Origin of the sequence: Kitasatospora herbaricolor (assembly GCF_030813695.1) — a bacterium.
Taxonomy (GTDB): Bacteria; Actinomycetota; Actinomycetes; order Streptomycetales; family Streptomycetaceae; genus Kitasatospora; species Kitasatospora herbaricolor.
The window spans coordinates 742,676-758,956 of sequence record NZ_JAUSVA010000002.1 but is presented as its reverse complement, the minus strand read 5'-3'; the positions used below and the strand labels follow the sequence as shown (position 1 = coordinate 758,956).

Here is a 16,281-nt window from a genome sequence, read left to right as displayed (position 1 = left end):
GTGTCGCCCGGCCGGGTGCGCCGCTTCCAATCCGTTTCGCCGTCCGTCTCCGAACAGTTCGGGACCGACCGGCGGCATGGGAGGAAGACCGATGACACACCACGTCACGCCTGCCGTGGCACCGCCACGGACCGGCACCGCGGCGGGCGGGGCGCTGGCCGCGTGGCGGAGGTTCCACCGGACCCGGGACGTCCGCGTGGTCGCCGGCGGCGATCTGCTGGGCCGGCTGGCGCGGGCGGAGTACGGGGGCTCCTGGCTCCCTCCCGACGTGGGGCTGTCGGGCTCCGACCGGCGCGCCGCGCGGCTCCGGCGGCTGGCCCGCCGCGAACGGCCGGTGCCGGCCCGGCTGGTTGTCGCCGCGGGGGCCGAGCCCGGTCCGGGGAACCCTGGGCCCGGTCCGGAGGACTGGGAGCGGACGGCCCTCGCGGAGGCCTGGGAGTGCAGCACCCGTCCCGACCACGGGCTGAGCGCGAACGCGGAGATCCGTCGCCGGCTGCTGGCGACACCCGGCCCGGCCGAGACGGCGTTCCTGCTGGACACGGCGGACGCGAACGGGCTGAGGCCCCTGTCGGCCCGGGAGGCGGGCGGGCTCGGGCCCGCCGGTAGGCCGTTGGCGCACGCGCTGTGGCGATACCTGTCGGGAGTACCGGGGGGTGAGCTGGCGCTGCCGGGCCCCGGCCCGGACCGGGACGCCTACGAGCAGCTGCTGATCGCCGCCTGCTGGGAGCGGGCACGGCCCGGGTCGCCCGCCGGCCGACGCTTCAGGGCGGCGTACCAGGCCCTGGACCAGCCCCTCGGGGGCGCCCTGGTGGTCGCGCAGTCGATGCTGCTGGGTCGCCTGGAGGAGCCCGGCAGCGGACTCAGCGGCGGCATGAGCGTGCTGCTGACCGGACTCGGCGAGGCCCTCACGGACCGCGCCGGCGTCGCCCGAGTCCTCACGCTCACCACCGCCCGGCCCGCCGACGCGGAACGCGGCGAGCTGGTACGCCGGTTGGGCCCTGGACACCGGCTGGTGCGCCTGCCCGTGGACCAACCGGGCACGCTCGACCCCGGCAACGCCGCCGCGCACCAGGAGGCCCTCGCCTGGTGGACCGCCCGGATCTTCCAACTGCCGGGAGCCCGACCGCACATCGCGCATGTCAGGTTCGCCGACGACGCCTCGCTCGCGGTCGCCCGGGCCGCCCGCCGCCACGGCGCGAAGCTCGCGTTCACCGTCACCCCCGACCCGCACCGGACGATGGACGAACGGTACGCGGGACTGCCGCCCGAGCAGACCGGCGACGCGGGCCGCGCGCTGCGCCTGGACCTGCACCGGATCTTCGTCGCCGACCGTCTGGTGGCCCGCGCCGACCTGCTGGTGGCCATGCCGGGGCGGCGCGGGATGGCGGAACTGCGCGAGCACTTCCCGCAGTTGCAGGGCCGTGCGGTGCACACCCAGCCGGAGGGCATCGCGCCCTTCCGGCCCGCTCCGGACGACGGCGCCGTCGCGGGGGAGATGCTCGCCCGGCTGTTCGGCGGTGGTGGGGCCCCGGACGGTCTGGACGCCGCCGACCGCGGATTGCCGCTGCTGCTGTGCGTGGGACGGCTCCATCCCGTCAAACAGCAGGAGCAGCTCGTCCGGGCCTGGATGCTCGCGGGCCTGCACCGTCGTACCACCCTGCTGCTGGTCGGCGGCTCGCCCGGCGACGCGACCGCGGTCGAGGCGGCGGTCCGTGGGCGGGTGGCGGAGCTGCTGGCGACGGACCCGGTCGCGCTGAGGCGGGCGGCCTTGTGGCCCGCGCTGTCCAACCGGCACGTACGGGTGCTGGAAAGGGAGTTGGCGTGGGGCCGCCGGCCGGGATCCGCGCTGTACGTCTGCCCCAGTGCGAAGGAGGAGTTCGGCCTTGCGGTGCTGGAGGCGATGGAGGCGGGCCTGCCGGTGGCCGCGCCCCGGCGCGGCGGAGCATCCCACTACCTGCGCGACGGCGCCAACGGGCGACTGCTGGCCACCGAGTCGGTGCAGGGGCTGGCCGACGGCCTGCGCTCCCTCGTCGGCACTCCTGCGGCCGAGCTGGCGGCGATGGCGACTGCCGGGGCGGCCACGGTTCGTGAGCGGTTCGGCATCGACGCGATGGCCGCGTCCCTGGCGGACGCCTACCGGATCACCTGCCGCACGGACCTCCAGGGCCCAGGGTGAGGACGGCGGGTGCGGCGGGTGCGCAGCCGTCCTCCGGTGCCGGCGGTGCACCAGGCGTCAGGGCGGTGACTGCCCGCGGGCGCGTTCGGCGGCCAGCAGTTCGGGGAGCCCGTCCAGCCGGCGCAGGCCGGCGGCGGCCTGCGCGGTGCGGTGGTTGGCGGCGAGCAGCTCGCGGTGCCGGTGCACGAAGGCCCAGTACCCGGTGGTGAACGGGCAGGCCCGCTCGCCGAGTCGTTCGGTGGGCCGGTAGCGGCACGGGCCGCAGTGGTCGCCCATCCGGTGCAGGTAGGCGCCGCCGGCCGCGTAGGGCTTGGTGGTGACGAGCCCGCCGTCGGCGTACTGGGACATGCCGATGACGTTGGCCGCCATCACCCAGTCGTAGCCGTCGACGAAGCTGCGGTGGAACCAGTCGGTGAGCTCGCGCGGGTCCCAGCCGTGCTGCAGCGCCCAGTTGCCGAGCACCATCAACCGGGGGATGTGGTGCACCCATCCGTGGTCGCGGACCTCGGCCAGGACCCCGGCCAGGCAGCGGGCGGTGACGGCCTCGGCGTCGAGGTCACGGAACCACGGCGGGAGCGGCTCGTGATGGCCGAGGCGGTTGGCGTCGCGGTAGTCCTCGCCGAGGTGCCAGTACAGCTGCCAGACGTATTCGCGCCAGCCGGCGACCTGGCGGACGAAGCCCTCGGCGCTGTTGAGCGGCACCCGCCCGGCCCGGTACGCCGTCTCGGCGGCGCGCACGCATTCGCCCGGGTCGAGCAGGCCGAGGTTGAGCGGGACGGACAGCGCGCTGTGGGCCATCCACGGGTCGGCGTGGAGCATGGCGTCCTCGTAGGGGCCGAAGGCGGCGAGGCGGTGGGAGACGAAGTGGGTGAGTGCCCGTTCGGCCTCCGCCCGGGTGGCGGCGAAGCGGCGCGGGCCGGCCCGGCCGGTGAACACGACCTCGCCGGCCCGCTCCCAGCGGTCCAGGTCGGCTCGCACCTGCCGGTCGATCTCGTCCTCCTGCGGCTCGGCGGGCGGCGGCAGCGGGAGGGTGGCGGAACCCTTGGGCGGCGGCTGCCGGTTGTCCCGGTCCAGGTTCCAGCGGCCACCGGTCGGGGTGCCGTCCGGCTCCAGCAGCAGGTGTTCGGCGCGGCGGACACGGTGGTAGAAGTCCTCCAGCAGCAGGCGCCGCTCGCCGGGCGCCCCGGCCCAGCGGCGGAAGTCGGCGAACGGGACGAGGAAGCCGCGCGGGGGCAGCATGGTGACCCTGGGCAGCGTCCGTACCAGCCCGAGGGCGGCCCGTGAGGTGGGGTGGCACACGGTGACCCGGCGTCGGCCGACGGCCTTGGCCAGGCCCTCGCGGTAGGTGTCGGCCTGCACGTAGCGCGCCCGCTCGCCCAGGGTGTCCGCGGCGTGCCGCAGCGCGGACAGCACCAGGTGGGCCTTGGCGCGGTGGAAGCGGCGCCGGCGCAGCACCGAGCGGGCCTCGATGAGTACGATCGGCGCGTCCGGGTCCGGTCCGTCCTCGCCGGGGGCGAGGAAGTGCGGTCCGAGCTGGTCGGCGAACACCCAGTGCGGGCGCGGCCCGGTCAAGCCGGGCCTCCGGGCAGGGCCGTGCTCCCGGGCCGGGCCGCACTCCCGGGCAGGCTCGGGACCGGCGCGGCGGTGGCGCGGTCGGCGGGCCGCGGGTGGCGGTGCCGCCAGTACGGGTTGTCGTACGGCAGTCTGCCGCTCACCCGGCCGTACATGCCGAAGGTCGCGATCACCAGCCCCATCACGAAGCTGAACAGTACGTTCTGGATCCGGAAGGCCAGGATGTTGGCCGAGGAGTCCAGTACCGCCAGGTTGGCGAAGCCGCTGAGCACGAACAGCGTGCCCACGGTGATGTTGACGGTGGACGCGGTGTTGCCGCCGACCACGGTGCCGGCGATCAGCACGGCGGCCACCACGACGGACACCAGGCTGAGCAGGCCGTTGCTGGAGAGTCCCGCGATCGGCTCCCCGTCGGTGCTGAAGAAGGACAGCCCGTCGGCCAGGCCCAGGCAGCCGAAGACCAGCAGGGCCGTGCCGCAGAGCCCGGCTCCGACGCGGTAGACCTGGGACAGACGGTGGTCGACCGGCAGTTCGTCGTGCAGTTTCATGGTCTGCTCCGTTCGCGCGGATCGCTCGGGCGCACGTCCTGCGGCCCTGTCGGCAGAGTCGGCCGTCGTGGCGGTCGTGAACACTCGCAGCGGTGCTGCATCGGTTGGCTCCCGGCACCGGTGGCCGCCGCCCGCCAAAACGCTGCAACAACGGTTCGACTGTCCCCCGGAGGCGGAATCGTTGCAACGTGGCTGCGTGACGCCGCGAACGCGGACGCGTCGAGCGCCACCGCCCGTCCGGAGCGGGCGGCAGCGTCGGACGGGCCTTCCGGGCTCGATCGCCGGGCAGGAGCAGAACGATGACGGAAACAGAGCACGCCCAGGAGTCCGTGTGGGACTACCCGCGTCCGCCGGCGGTCCGTGCCGCACCCGGCCGCCTGGTAGAGGTGTGGTTCGCCGAACGGCTGGTCGCGTCCACCAGGCAGGCGGTCCGGGTGCTGGAGACGAGCCACCCGCCGGTCTACTACCTGCCGGCCGCGGACGTGGCCACCGAACTGCTCACGCCGGGCGGAGCGGTGACCCACTGCGAGTGGAAGGGGCAGGCCCGCTACTGGGACCTGGAGGTCGGCGCCCGCCGCGCGGCGCAGGCGGCGTGGAGCTACCCGGAGCCGCTGCCCGCCTACCGGGAGCTGCGCGGGATGCTGGCGTTCCACCCGGGCCTGGTGGACCGCTGCACCGTCGACGGCGAGACCGTGCGCGCGCAGGAGGGCGGCTTCTACGGCGGGTGGATCACCGCCGGGATCACCGGACCGTACAAGGGCGGCCCCGGCACCTGGGCCTGGTGAGCACGTCGTCGCGGATCCGCGACGGCCGTTCGCGGCGGGCGACGTGCCAACGATGCGGAGCCGCGCGGACCCTTCGCGGCGGGCGATGCGCAAACGCTGCGACTGGGCCGAGGAGGTCGCCGGCGCGACGATGGTCCTGGTCCGACCGGGGAGCCCGATGCCCTCCGAGGGACCGCGGGCCGTCGGCCCTCGCCGCTCCACGCCGGGGCGGTTCCCCTCCCGCCGGGCCGCCTCTCCTGCACATCCGGAACATCCGACCGAGGGAGGACCTGATGACTGTCGACCGACAGCTCCCGGTGAACGAGCGACCGGTGGCGGTGACTCGTCCCGCCGAGACGCCCGAATGCGAGGCGTCGACCTGTGCGGGCATCTCCACCCCGGAGTCCGTCGAGCTGCACACGGCCTGGCCCGGCTGGATCCCCATGCTGGTGATCGCCGTCATGGTGGTGTGCTGCGTCGGCTTCGCGGTGGGGAGGATCGCGGGATGGTGACCTCGTCGGCCGGGTACGACGCCGGACCGCAGGGCGACGGCGTGCCCGGATCGTCGGACCTCATGGAGGAGGTGGGGCTGCCGACCGGCGGTGTGGCTCAGCGCCTGGGCGTCTCACCCACCACGGTCCGCTCGTGGGAACGCCGTTACGGCATCGGCCCGGCCAATCGTGAGGCTGGGCACCACCGCCGCTGGAGCCCGCAGGACGTCGCCGTCCTGGAGGCCATGTGCCGCTTGACGGCCCGTGGGGTTCCGCCGGGTGAGGCCGCCCGGGCCGCACTGGCCGAGCGCACCGCGGCGACCCGCGGCGAGCAACCGCCCGCCGTGCTCCGCGGGCCCCGGACGTCCGGTTCCGGCGACGGCCGGGCCGATCGCGGTCCGGGCGGGAGCCGGGCCCTGCGGGTCGGGTCGGTGCGCCCCGAGTGCCGTGGCCTGGCCCGGGCGGCGGTACGGCTCGACGCGCCGGAGGTCGTCAGAATCCTGCGCGAAGCGGTCGGGGCGCTCGGGGTGGTCGACGCGTGGACGGAGGTCATGATGCCGGCCCTGCGTGCCGCGGGGCGTAAGTGGGCGGCCGACGGCGAGCAGTACGTCGAGGTCGAGCACCTCCTGTCGTGGCACGTGTCGAGCGTCCTGCGCGGGGTGGCGATCGATGCCATGACGGCCCGGCCCGTCCGGCCCGTGCTCCTCGCCGCGACGCCCGCCGAACAGCACACCCTTCCGCTCGAAGCCACGGCCGCGGCGCTGGCCGAGCGCGCCGTCCCCTTCCGGATGCTCGGGGCCGCGGTGCCGCCCCGGGCCCTGCTCGACGCCGTCCACCGGCTCGGCCCGGGAGCCGTGATGCTCTGGTCGCAGGACCGGGCCACGGCGGACCGTGAGCTGGCGGGCCTGGTCAGCGGCAGCGTGTGGGGCCCGCGCGGCTCCCGCAACCGGGCGCTGGTGGTCACCGCCGGCCCGGGCTGGGCCCGCGGCCGGCCCCCGTCGGGCACCACCACTCCCCGCTCGCTGCCGGCCGCCGTCGACCTGCTCGAAGGGGCGGTCACGGGCTGACGCGCGCGCCCGCGCGTTCCCGGGCCGGCGGGGTGCCCGCGTCCCCCATCCGTCCACGGAGGCCGCCCGCCCCGCGCGGCGCCCGCACCGCCCCCGGAGCCCATCGGCTCGCCGGGCGGGAGGCGGCCACCGGCCCGCACGACATCGCACCGACTCCCGCCCCGGCTCACCGACGCCGGTCGGTCCAGCGCGCCGTTGACGGTCGCCTTCGGGATCGCGATGCCGGGTACGGGGCGGGCGGCGAGGATCTTGCCGTAGGTGCCGTCGTCGTCCGCCTGCGACTGCAGCGCGGCCCGGACGGCTTCCTCCAAGCCGGTGGCGCTCCTGGAGACACCGATCCCGTCGGGCGAGGCACTGGTCCCGCCGACGGCCGTCCTGCCGGGGACGGTCTCGAAGACGGAGCCGCCGTCGGCCGTGTCGGCGCCGGGGACGGCCGTCACCTCGTCCAGGAAGTCGGCCACCACCTTGCCGCTGCGCAGGGCGAGTCGGGCCGCCGAGTCGAAGCGGCCTGTCTCCCCGTCGGCTCGACCCCGCACGGGCCCCTTCCGGCCGGAGAGCGCCGCGGACAGGCGGCAACCCGCCTACTTGGTGGGACGGTTGGCGGTCCGGGCCCCTGGCTGGACCAGGGCGGGAGCGACACCAGAAACCGCGCCCGCGAGTACCGTGCGAGCGCCCGATCCTCAATTCCCTTGCAGTGAAGGGGTGGTGAACCCGATTCACAAAACTGCCCCGGTGATGGATCTTTCAGTACGGGGACCGTCCGGCTAAAAAGTTACCGCCGCGTCAATGTGGCGCGCGTAGACCGCTGGAGGACCCATGAGATCGCGCTCCGTCCTGCCATTTTTCGGTACGGTCCTGCTGCTCGCCGGCAGCCTGTTCCTCGCGGCTTCGCCGGCCTCCGCCGCCGGCGGCCGGTACGTGGCGCTCGGGGACTCCTACTCCTCCGGTGAGGGCACGGGCGACTACATCGGCTCGGCCGGATCCTGCGACCGCAGCAACCACGCCTACCCCGCCCTGTGGGCCGCAGCCCACGCGCCGTCCTCGTTCGCGTTCGTCGCCTGCTCCGGCGCCACCACCACGGACGTCATCAACAACCAGCTCTCCGCGCTCAACAGCTCCACCACCCTGGTCAGCATCAGCATCGGCGGAAACGACGCGGGCTTCGCCGGTGCCATGCAGACCTGCGTGCTCAGCGGGACGGATGCCTGCCTGACCGCCGTCAACAACGCCAAGTCCTTCGCCAACTCCAAGCTGCCCGGCCTGCTCGACCAGGTCTACGCGGGCATCCGCAACCGCGCCCCCTCGGCCCGCGTGGTCGTCCTCGACTACCCCCACCTCTACAAGATCGGCGGCAGTTGCTCCTTCGGGATCAGCGACACCAGCCGCAGTGCCATCAACGGCGCAGCCGACACGATCGACTCCGTGATCGCGGGCCGGGCCGCCGCCGCCGGATTCAGCTTCGGCGACGTCCGCCCGAACTTCACCAACCACGAGATCTGCTCCTCCGACCGGTGGCTGAACAGCACCCGCATCCCGGTCCACGAGAGCTACCACCCGAACTCCGCCGGCCACACCAACGGCTACCTGCCGGTCTTCACCGCCCGGGCCTGACCACCCGTCCGCCAGTCGTCCCGACGTCCGTCCGGTCCGCCTTCGCGCCCGCCGTCCCGCTACCGCACGGGACGGCGGCCGAGCCGCTCGGCAGCACCGGTCGGAACCCTTGACGGCCCCACCGGCACGCCGTACGTTCTGCGCTGCCCCGCAATTATTTCCGGCAAGTTTCATGACTCTGCAGGCAACTTGCTGCAGGTTGCATCATGCCGTGCTTGAGGGCTCCCGGCTCCCACCCCCACCAGGAGACATCGTGGACCACCCCACCCCCGTGCCCCGCCGACGGCGCCGGGCCACGCTCACCGCCGCGACCCTGGCCATGGCCACGGCGGCGGCCGGCCTCGCGACCGCCCCCACCGAAGCCGGCGCGGCCACCCCGGGCAGCAAGACCGTCACGGCGACGCTGTTCGAGTGGTCCTACGCCTCGGTGGCGAAGGAGTGCACCAACGTCCTGGGCCCGAAGGGCTACGGGTACGTCGAGGTGTCACCGCCGCAGGAGCACATCCAGGGCGGCCAGTGGTGGACGTCCTACCAGCCGGTCAGCTACCGGATCGCCGGACGGCTGGGCGACGCGACCGCCTTCGGCGCCATGGTCAGCACCTGCCACGCGGTCGGCGTGAAGGTGGTCGCGGACGCCGTCGTCAACCACATGAGCGCGGGCTCCGGCACCGGCACCGGCGGGACGGTCTACACCAAGTACAACTACCCCGGCTACTACCAGGACCGGGACTTCCACTCCTGCCGGACGGACATCTCGAACTACGCGGACCGCGCCAACGTCCAGAACTGCCAGCTGTCCGGCCTCGCCGACCTCGACACCGGCAGCGACTACGTCCGGTCCACCATCGCGGCCTACCTCAACAGCCTCATCGCCAAGGGCGTCGACGGGTTCCGGATCGACGCCGCGAAGCACATCGCCGCCGGTGACCTCGCAGCGATCAAGGCCAAGCTGACCAACCCGGGCGTCTACTGGGCCCAGGAGGTCATCTACGGCGCGGGCGAGGCCGTGCAGCCCGGCGAGTACACGGGCACCGGCGACGTCGACGCCTTCATGGGCGCCTACGACCTCAAGCGGATCTTCGCCAACGAGAAGCTCGCCTACCTGAGCAACTGGAACGACTCCTGGGGCGCCGGCTACCTCCCCAGCGCCAACAGCCGCACCTTCACCGACAACTGGGACACCGAGCGGAACGGCTCCACCCTCAACTACAAGTACGGCAACACCTACACCCTCGCGAACGTGTACCTGCTGGCCTGGCCGTACGGCTCGCCGAACGTCTACTCGGGGTACGAGTTCAGCGACATCGACGCCGGGCCGCCGAACGGCGGTACCGTCAGCGCCTGTTACCAGAACGGCTGGAAGTGCCAGCACGCCTGGCGGCAGATCGCCAACATGGTCGGGTTCCGCAACGCCACCAACGGCACCGCGGTGACCAACTGGTGGTCGAACGGGAACAACGCCATCGCCTTCGGCCGCGGCTCCAAGGGCTACGTGGCCGTCAACCACGAGACCACCGCCGTCACCCGGACCTTCCAGACCTCCCTGCCGGCCGGCAGCTACTGCGACGTCCAGCACGGCGACCCCGGTGCGGGCGGCGGCTGCAGCGGCCCCAAGTACACCGTCGCCTCCAACGGCACCTTCACCGCCACGGTCGGGGCCGGCGACGCCGTCGCCCTCTACGTGGGCGCGGGCGGCTGAGGCGCCCCACCGCGGATTCGACCGGGCCGGACTCCTCGCTCCCGGCGGGCCGTCGGCCTCTCGGCGGCGGGGCGGTCGCCGCCCCGCCCCGGGCACCGGCGACCCGTGCTCAGAGCCCGCGGGCGACGGCGGCCAGCACGGTCTCGATCGCCACCTGGACCTGGTCGGCGGGCAGGTCCCGCAGCGGGCCGTCCACCAGCAGGCCGGCCAGCCCGTGAACGGCCGACCAGGCCGCGTACTCGGCGCCGGGCCGCCGTTCGGCCGGGAGCGCGCCGGCTCGGACGAGTTCGTCGAGGCGGGCGCCGAGCAGGGCGTACGGGTCGGCGCCGGTGTCGTCCGGACGCGGCCCGCCGGCGGTGGTGTCCTTGTGGGTGGCGCCCCGGGGCGTGCCGCCGTGGGGGGTGGCGCCCGAGAAGGCGGTGCGGAACCAGCCGTGCTCGGTGAGCGCGAAGTCGATGTAGGCCCGGCCGACGGCCGCCAGCCTGGCCCAGGCCCGGGGGACGGGCTCGTCGGGGGCGACCCGGGCGGTGCGCTCGATCATCAGCAGGCCGAGCTGCTCCATGCAGCGGGCCGCGACGGCGGCGAGCAGGTCCTGATGGTCGGCGAAGTGCCGGTAGGCGGCGTTGTGCGAGACACCGGCCTCGCGGCTGACGGCGCGCAGCACCACGGCCGAGGGGCCGCCGGTGCGGGCGAGTTGGACACCGGCCTCGACCAGGGCCGCCCGGAGATTTCCGTGGTGGTATGTCCGATTCTCCAAGATTTCACCGCCTTCACGCTGAATGTTGACAGTGTCCATTTTGAGTGGAAATGTGTCAATCACCGCATGTTGTCACTGTCCACATGCTCGGCGGTTGGAGTCACTCATGTCCGCCCTCACCCCTCGCCGGCGTCTGCTCGTCCTGGCCACGGTCTGTCTGGCCGCGTTCGCGATCAACCTCGACACCACGATCGTGAACGTCGCCCTGCCCGAACTGAGCCGGGAACTGGACGCCACCACCCGCGAGCTGCAGTGGGTGGTGGACGGCTACAACCTGGCCTTCGCCGCCCTGGTGCTCACCGCGGGCTCGCTCGGCGACCGGTTCGGCCGCCGGCCCGCTCTGCTCTGGGGGCTCGGCGGCTTCGCGGCCACCAGCGTCCTCGGCAGCGTGGCCGGCTCGCCCGGCTGGTTGGTGGCGGTCCGCTTCGCGATGGGCGCCTGCGCGGCGACCATCTTCCCGACCACCCTCTCGATCATCACCAACACCTTCCCCGACCGCCGCTCCCGTGCCAAGGCGGTCGGCGTGTGGGGCGCCGTGACGGGTCTCGGGGTCGCCGTCGGCCCGGTGGCGGGCGGCCTGCTGCTGGCCCACTTCGGTTGGCCCTCGGTGTTCCTGGCCCTGGTGCCGGTGGCACTCCTGGCCTTCGCCGCGACCCGGGTCTGGGTGCCGGAGTCCAACGACCCCGCCGCGGCCCGCCTGGACCCGCCCGGACTCGCCGCGTCCTCGGCGGCCGTCGGCATCCTGGTCTACACGATCATCGAGGCGCCGGAGCGGGGCTGGGGCGCCCCCGTCACGGTGGCGGGCTTCCTCCTCGCGGTCGTCCTCGGCGCGGTCTTCGTGCGGATCGAGCGCGGCCGGGCCCACCCGATGATCGACATGACGCTCTTCCGCACGCCGGCCTTCTCGGCCGCCAGCGGCTCGGTCACCCTGGCCTTCTTCGCACTCTTCGGCTTCATCTTCCTGGTCACCCAGTACTTCCAGTTCGTCCGCGGCTACGGCGCGCTCTCCACCGGCGTGCGCGTCCTGCCGGTGGCCCTGACCATCGCGGCCGGCTCGCTGGGCGGGGTGGCCCTGGTCGCCCGGCTCGGCACCCGCGCCGTCGTCACCGGCGGTCTCGTCCTGCTCGGCTCCTCCTTCGCCTGGATCGCCGCCTCGCCGACCTTCGTGCCGTACGAGCGGATCGTGGGGCAGATGGTGCTCCTCGGACTCGGCCTCGGGCTCACCACCGCCCCGGCCACCGAATCCATCCTCAGCGTGCTCCCGCCGGCCAAGGCCGGAGTCGGATCGGCGGTCAACGACGCCACCCGCGAGGCCGGCGGCACCCTGGGCGTCGCCGTCCTGGGCTCGGTCTTCACCTCCGTCTTCGCCGGCCGGCTGGCAGACTCGTCGTTCGCCGCCCTGCCGCCCCGGACCGCCGCGGCCGCGGAGGAGTCGGTCGCCTCCGCCCTCGGCACCGCCGCCCGCCTCGAACGCGCCGACCTGCTGACGGCCGTCCAGAGCTCGTTCATGGACGCCTTCCACCTGGCCTGTCTGGTGGCGGCGGGAGTGGCCCTGCTCGGCGCCGTCGGTGCCCGGCTGGCCCTCCCCGGCCGCGCGGCCGATCCGACAGGCGGCCGCGCGGACGCCCGGCCGCTCCCGTCCCCGCCGGGGGCGACGCCGGCCGGCCGCAACCCGGCCGAGGCCACCGAGGACGCCCGTGGCCTCGTGGAACCGGTGGCGGCCGCGGCGCCGGTCGTCGCTCCCGGCGGGGCAACACCGCAGCGCCCGCCGGGAGCTGCCCCCACGTCACTCCGCCACGGCCTGCGCTGACCTGCCTCGGTCGCGGGGTGCCGGCGCGTCCCGGGCGGGCCCGACGCCGCCGGGACACGGCAGGGCCCCGCCTCCCGGTCGGGAGGCAGGGCCCGAGCGCCTTGCGCCGTACGACTATCCGAGGCCGCGGGCGTCCTGCTTCAGCGCGGTGTCCACGGTCAGCGCCGTCGCGACGACCAGACTGAGCAGCGGGTCCGCGAGCGGGCGGTGGAACTGCAGGACGTAGTTGTCGGCCGTGGTGAACATGGTCTTCGCCAGGCCCTCCCAGGTCTTGGTGACGCGGGCGATCTCGGTGTCCGTCTCGTCGACGATGGAGAAGTTCCAGGCCCGCCAGTTCTCGGCCTTGACGGCGCCGATCTTCCGGCCGCCGACCTCCAGGGCGAAGTTGATCTTTCCGATGGCGTTCTGCTGAACGATCTGGCCGACCTCCTGGCCGTCCGGACGCTGCACGATCACCCGCGACTTGATGAACTTCGCCGGGCGGGTCAGCAGCAGCACCGGCGTGCCCCGCGCGTCGCGGATCTCCAGCTTGTGGGTCAGGTACTGGTCGATGGAGAAGAGCAGCCGGATCACCTTGCGCAGCCCGCTCTGGCCGACCTGGACCACCGAGCCCAGCGTGGCGCCCTGCTGGTCGAAGACCGAGTACTCGTTGGTCAGCTCGATCAGCTTGGCCTTCTGGTTCACCACCAGGACCGGCTCGGAGAAGAGGGTGCCACCGCCGCCGGAGACCGGTCCGATGCCCGCCTGCTGCTGCACCTGGCGCTGCACCTTGGCGGATTCACCGGCCGGAGCGTTCTGCTGGGCGGGGATGTCGGGGGTGTTCGTGTTCTGGGACATGGCGGGCAGGCTAGGCCCAATCCCTCGTGGACAGCTAGATCGTTTTGTCCGGTCCCGCCTCCGTCCGCAGCTCGAATTGTGGCTGTGACCAGCGGATTCGGTCAGGGCGAGCGACAGTTGACCCGTGGTCGACGGGGGAGATGTGGCGGAAGTCACGCCAGGGGCCCGCCTGTTGCCCGCCCCCGGGCCCGGCCCGGTGCGAACCGCGCCCCTCCGGACGGCTCCGGGGGGCGCGGTGGTGGTGGCGCGTCAGCCGCCGACATCCGGGCCGGCCCGGACACCTGCCGGGCCGTCGCCCGCGGCGGTGGTCCGGCGGTGGTCCGGTGTCAGGTCGGTGCCGGGCCGCTGCCGGTGGTCGGTCAGTAGACGTAGAGGTGGGTGGTGAGGTTCGCGAAGGAGACCGTGCTGCCGCTCTTCCAGGCCTTGTAGCCGGTGCCCTTGGTGAGGTCGGCCTCGAAGGTCGGGCCGCTCTCGTAGCTGATGCCGTACTGCGTGGTGCTGCGGCCGGCGTTGACGAGCTCGGTGGCCATGGTGACCATCCGGTAGGCGTGGTCGGTCGGAGAGTTCGGGGAGGAGAACACGTCCGTCCACCGGGACCCGACGCTGCCGCCGGACGGCGCGTAGGCGGGCTTGGCGGAGGTGCTCGTCCAGGTGCCCGGGGTGTAGGTGTCCCCGCCGGTCAGGTAGCTCCATCTGACGTTGTCGACGGCCCAGTAGCCGGAAGAGGTGCCGGCGGTGGCGTTGCGCAGGTCGAGGACGGAGACCCCGTGGCTCCCGACGACCTTGTCGCTCTCGTTGGCGGCACCGGGGTTGGTGACCACGAGGGCGGTGTCCTCGTCGATGCCGAAGGCCCGGGTGTGGCCGGTGTCGGCGGCCAGGCGGGTGATGCGTCCCTCCCGCCCGCGGGCGGCGAAGTGGGTGTCGAGCAGGCCGGAGGTGAAGAAGTTGAAGCCGCCCTCCGGCCGGTAGGAGAGGTCGTCCGGGTAGCTGCTGCTGACGCTGGTGGAGGCGCCGTACCGCAGGGCGTCCCAGCTCTCGCCGCCGGTGACCATGTCGCGGCCGTTGGCGATGGCGGTGCCGGCGCTGGTGCCCATGATGACGGCGCCGGTGTTGAACCTGGCCCGGATCGCGGCCAGGGCGGGGGAGTCGGAGTTGTCGCCCTTGAGCAGGGTGGTGACCAGCCGGCTCTGGTCCCCGCCGCCGAAGAAGAAGCCGTTGAGGGAGTTGATCTGGTTGACCACCGAGCTGCTGGCGTTGTTGGAGATGTGGTCCAGGTCGATCGGGATCCACTGGGCGTCGGCCACGTGGTACGTGTTCTTGAGCAGGTCCGCGTAGTAGGTGCCGTTGCAGACCGAGTTGCTGCAGGTCGCGGGGTCGGAGGCGTTCGGGTCGTTGGCGGGGACGTCCGAGGCGGCGGTGATGATGCCGATCCGGGCGTTGGGGGCGCCGCCTGCCAGGTTGACGAAGGCGCCGTAGACCTGCGCGTTGTCGGCGGCGACGGCGCCCCCGGCCAGCACCAGGCTGCCGGTGGGCGTGGCGGCGGCCGCCCCGGTCGCGGGGGCCAGGACGCCTGCGCCGAGGGCCATCGCGGTCAGGGTGCCGATCGCGGCGCGGCGGGCGGCGACGACTGTGGGGGAGAGGGGCATGTGTGCTCCATGGGGGAGGGCCTGACGGTCTGTGGGTGCAGCCGGGCAGGCGGGGAGGGGCCGCTCCGAAGGTGGGGCAACGGAGGGGATGAAACGGAAGATACAGATCGGCACGCCGGCTGTGAAGGTGTAATCAGTGCGCCGATCTCCTGGCTGGTCAAGGCCGAACCTGCCGGACGCGCCTCCGTTACCAACATGAAACAGTCATTACATCTAGCCAAGGAAATGGTGGATGTGTAATTTCTTCTCGACAGGCAGATCCCGCACCCCGGGGTCGCGGTGAGATCCGTCAGGGATCCCGTGAGGCCCCCGGGGTGCCTGTGAGAAGAGGTACCTCCAGTGCTGACCACCCTCCGCATCAGACGCGCCGCCGCCGTCGCCCTCGCCGCCTGCGGCGCGCTGCTGCTCACCGCCTGCTCCGGCGACGCAGGCTCGTCCGGTGGCGACGCGGCAGCCGCCCCCAAGGCGCTGACCGTCGCCGGCGTCGAGATCGAGCAGGACGCCGCCCTGCACGCCGCCCTGCCGGAGGCCGTCAGGAAGGCCGGCAAGGTGCGGGTCGCCACCGACGTCCCGTACCCCCCGTTCGAGATGTACATCGCCGAGGGCAAGACGGAGATGACCGGCCTCGACCACGACCTCGGCCAGGCCCTCGGGGCCAAGCTCGGCGTCAAGTTCGAGTTCACCGCCCAGAAGTTCGACGGCATCGTCCCGGCCATCCAAGCCGGCAAGTACGACGCCGCGATCTCGGCGATCACCGACAACAAGGAGCGCGAGAAGGTGGTCGACTTCGTCGACTACTCCGCCTCCGGCACCGGCATCCTGGTCGAGGCCGGCAACCCGCACGGCATCGTCACCCTGAACGACCTGTGCGGCCGCCCGGTGGCCGTGCAGACCGGCACCAACCAGCAGAAGCTCCTCGACAAGCAGCAGGACGCCTGCAAGGCCGCCGGCAGGCCCGCCGTCGACGTGCAGGCCTTCCCCAAGGACTCCGACGCCCAGCTCGCCCTGCGCTCCGCCAAGGTCGTCGCCGACGTGCTGACCAAGCCCGCGGCCGGCTGGACCGCCAAGACCGCCGACGGCGGCAAGGCCTTCCAGGTGGTGGACGACCCGGCCGCGCCCGGCGGCTACAACGCCTCCCCGAACGGCGTCGCCGTCTCCAAGAACCTCCCCGAACTCACCGACGCCGTGCAGAAGGCCCTGCAGCAGTTGATCGACGACGGCTCGATCGCCAAGATCTACGACAAGTACGGCGTCGCCTCCATCGCCGTCAAGCAGGCCACCAAGAACGGCGCGGTGGACTGAC

13 protein-coding genes are annotated in these 16,281 nt (G+C 73.3%); 8 read left to right on the top strand and 5 right to left on the bottom strand.

The features are described from left to right. The first annotated feature begins 91 nt into the window (after positions 1-91). A complete protein-coding gene (locus J2S46_RS03850; RefSeq protein WP_191293749.1) occupies positions 92-2,176 on the top strand; it encodes a glycosyltransferase in 2,085 nt (694 codons plus the stop codon). 57 nt (positions 2,177-2,233) lie between these two features. On the opposite strand, the gene J2S46_RS03845 is transcribed toward J2S46_RS03850, so the two are convergent. Both J2S46_RS03845 and J2S46_RS03840 read right to left on the bottom strand, forming a co-directional pair. Beyond that, entirely contained in the window at positions 2,234-3,748 is a 1,515-nt protein-coding gene (locus J2S46_RS03845) for a cryptochrome/photolyase family protein (protein ID WP_191293748.1), read from the bottom strand. Then, on the bottom strand, positions 3,745-4,296 hold the full coding sequence (locus tag J2S46_RS03840; protein WP_191293747.1) for a DUF4383 domain-containing protein: 552 nt from the start codon (positions 4,294-4,296) through the stop codon (positions 3,745-3,747). Before J2S46_RS03840 ends, J2S46_RS03845 begins: the two co-directional genes overlap by 4 nt. Before the next feature lie 299 nt (positions 4,297-4,595). Between J2S46_RS03840 and J2S46_RS03835 the strand changes: the two genes are divergently transcribed. The 5 genes from J2S46_RS03835 (at position 4,596) to J2S46_RS03815 (ending at position 9,928) form a co-directional block, all read left to right on the top strand. Next, the gene (locus tag J2S46_RS03835) at positions 4,596-5,081 is read left to right on the top strand and encodes a DUF427 domain-containing protein (RefSeq protein WP_191293746.1); all 486 of its coding nucleotides are present in this window, start codon (positions 4,596-4,598) and stop codon (positions 5,079-5,081) included. A gap of 272 nt (positions 5,082-5,353) precedes the next feature. Continuing rightward, positions 5,354-5,572 carry a hypothetical protein gene (locus J2S46_RS03830; protein ID WP_191293745.1) on the top strand — a complete coding sequence of 73 codons (219 nt, stop codon included), beginning with the start codon at positions 5,354-5,356 and terminating at the stop codon, positions 5,570-5,572. After that, on the top strand, positions 5,566-6,618 hold the full coding sequence (locus J2S46_RS03825) for a MerR family transcriptional regulator (RefSeq protein ID WP_191293744.1): 1,053 nt from the start codon (positions 5,566-5,568) through the stop codon (positions 6,616-6,618). Before J2S46_RS03830 ends, J2S46_RS03825 begins: the two co-directional genes overlap by 7 nt. Positions 6,619-7,434: 816 nt before the next feature. Then, positions 7,435-8,229, top strand: a complete 795-nt coding sequence (locus J2S46_RS03820; RefSeq protein WP_191293743.1) for an SGNH/GDSL hydrolase family protein — start codon at positions 7,435-7,437, stop codon at positions 8,227-8,229. Positions 8,230-8,548: 319 nt separating this feature from the next. Further along, entirely contained in the window at positions 8,549-9,928 is a 1,380-nt protein-coding gene (locus J2S46_RS03815; RefSeq protein WP_191293768.1) for an alpha-amylase, read from the top strand. Positions 9,929-10,037: 109 nt separating this feature from the next. Here J2S46_RS03815 and J2S46_RS03810 read toward each other — a convergent pair whose 3' ends face one another. After that, a complete protein-coding gene (locus tag J2S46_RS03810; RefSeq protein WP_229913282.1) occupies positions 10,038-10,685 on the bottom strand; it encodes a TetR/AcrR family transcriptional regulator in 648 nt (215 codons plus the stop codon). 106 nt (positions 10,686-10,791) lie between these two features. Between J2S46_RS03810 and J2S46_RS03805 the strand changes: the two genes are divergently transcribed. Further along, positions 10,792-12,495 carry an MFS transporter gene (locus J2S46_RS03805; protein ID WP_191293741.1) on the top strand — a complete coding sequence of 568 codons (1,704 nt, stop codon included), beginning with the start codon at positions 10,792-10,794 and terminating at the stop codon, positions 12,493-12,495. A 114-nt stretch (positions 12,496-12,609) separates the two neighbouring features. Here J2S46_RS03805 and J2S46_RS03800 read toward each other — a convergent pair whose 3' ends face one another. Together J2S46_RS03800 and J2S46_RS03795 are read right to left on the bottom strand one after the other, a co-directional pair. After that, a complete protein-coding gene (locus J2S46_RS03800; protein WP_370882298.1) occupies positions 12,610-13,437 on the bottom strand; it encodes an LURP-one-related family protein in 828 nt (275 codons plus the stop codon). 254 nt (positions 13,438-13,691) lie between these two features. Beyond that, complete coding sequence (locus tag J2S46_RS03795) at positions 13,692-14,978, bottom strand: cyanophycinase (RefSeq protein ID WP_191293739.1); 1,287 nt, start codon at positions 14,976-14,978, stop codon at positions 13,692-13,694. Positions 14,979-15,317: 339 nt separating this feature from the next. Here J2S46_RS03795 and J2S46_RS03790 point away from each other — a divergent pair, with 339 nt between their 5' ends. Continuing rightward, positions 15,318-16,280 carry an ABC transporter substrate-binding protein gene (locus J2S46_RS03790; protein WP_229913281.1) on the top strand — a complete coding sequence of 321 codons (963 nt, stop codon included), beginning with the start codon at positions 15,318-15,320 and terminating at the stop codon, positions 16,278-16,280. The last annotated feature ends 1 nt before the right edge of the window (position 16,281 follow it).

Bases quoted from the DNA above. Each gene is read 5' to 3' on its own strand.
- J2S46_RS03850 (WP_191293749.1), top strand. From the start codon at position 92: ATGACACACCACGTCACGCCTGCCGTGGCACCGCCACGGACCGGCACC.
- J2S46_RS03840 (WP_191293747.1), bottom strand. From the start codon at position 4,296: ATGAAACTGCACGACGAACTGCCGGTCGACCACCGTCTGTCCCAGGTC.
- J2S46_RS03835 (WP_191293746.1), top strand. From the start codon at position 4,596: ATGACGGAAACAGAGCACGCCCAGGAGTCCGTGTGGGACTACCCGCGT.
- J2S46_RS03830 (WP_191293745.1), top strand. From the start codon at position 5,354: ATGACTGTCGACCGACAGCTCCCGGTGAACGAGCGACCGGTGGCGGTG.
- J2S46_RS03825 (WP_191293744.1), top strand. From the start codon at position 5,566: ATGGTGACCTCGTCGGCCGGGTACGACGCCGGACCGCAGGGCGACGGC.
- J2S46_RS03820 (WP_191293743.1), top strand. From the start codon at position 7,435: ATGAGATCGCGCTCCGTCCTGCCATTTTTCGGTACGGTCCTGCTGCTC.
- J2S46_RS03815 (WP_191293768.1), top strand. From the start codon at position 8,549: ATGGCCACGGCGGCGGCCGGCCTCGCGACCGCCCCCACCGAAGCCGGC.
- J2S46_RS03805 (WP_191293741.1), top strand. From the start codon at position 10,792: ATGTCCGCCCTCACCCCTCGCCGGCGTCTGCTCGTCCTGGCCACGGTC.
- J2S46_RS03795 (WP_191293739.1), bottom strand. From the start codon at position 14,978: ATGCCCCTCTCCCCCACAGTCGTCGCCGCCCGCCGCGCCGCGATCGGC.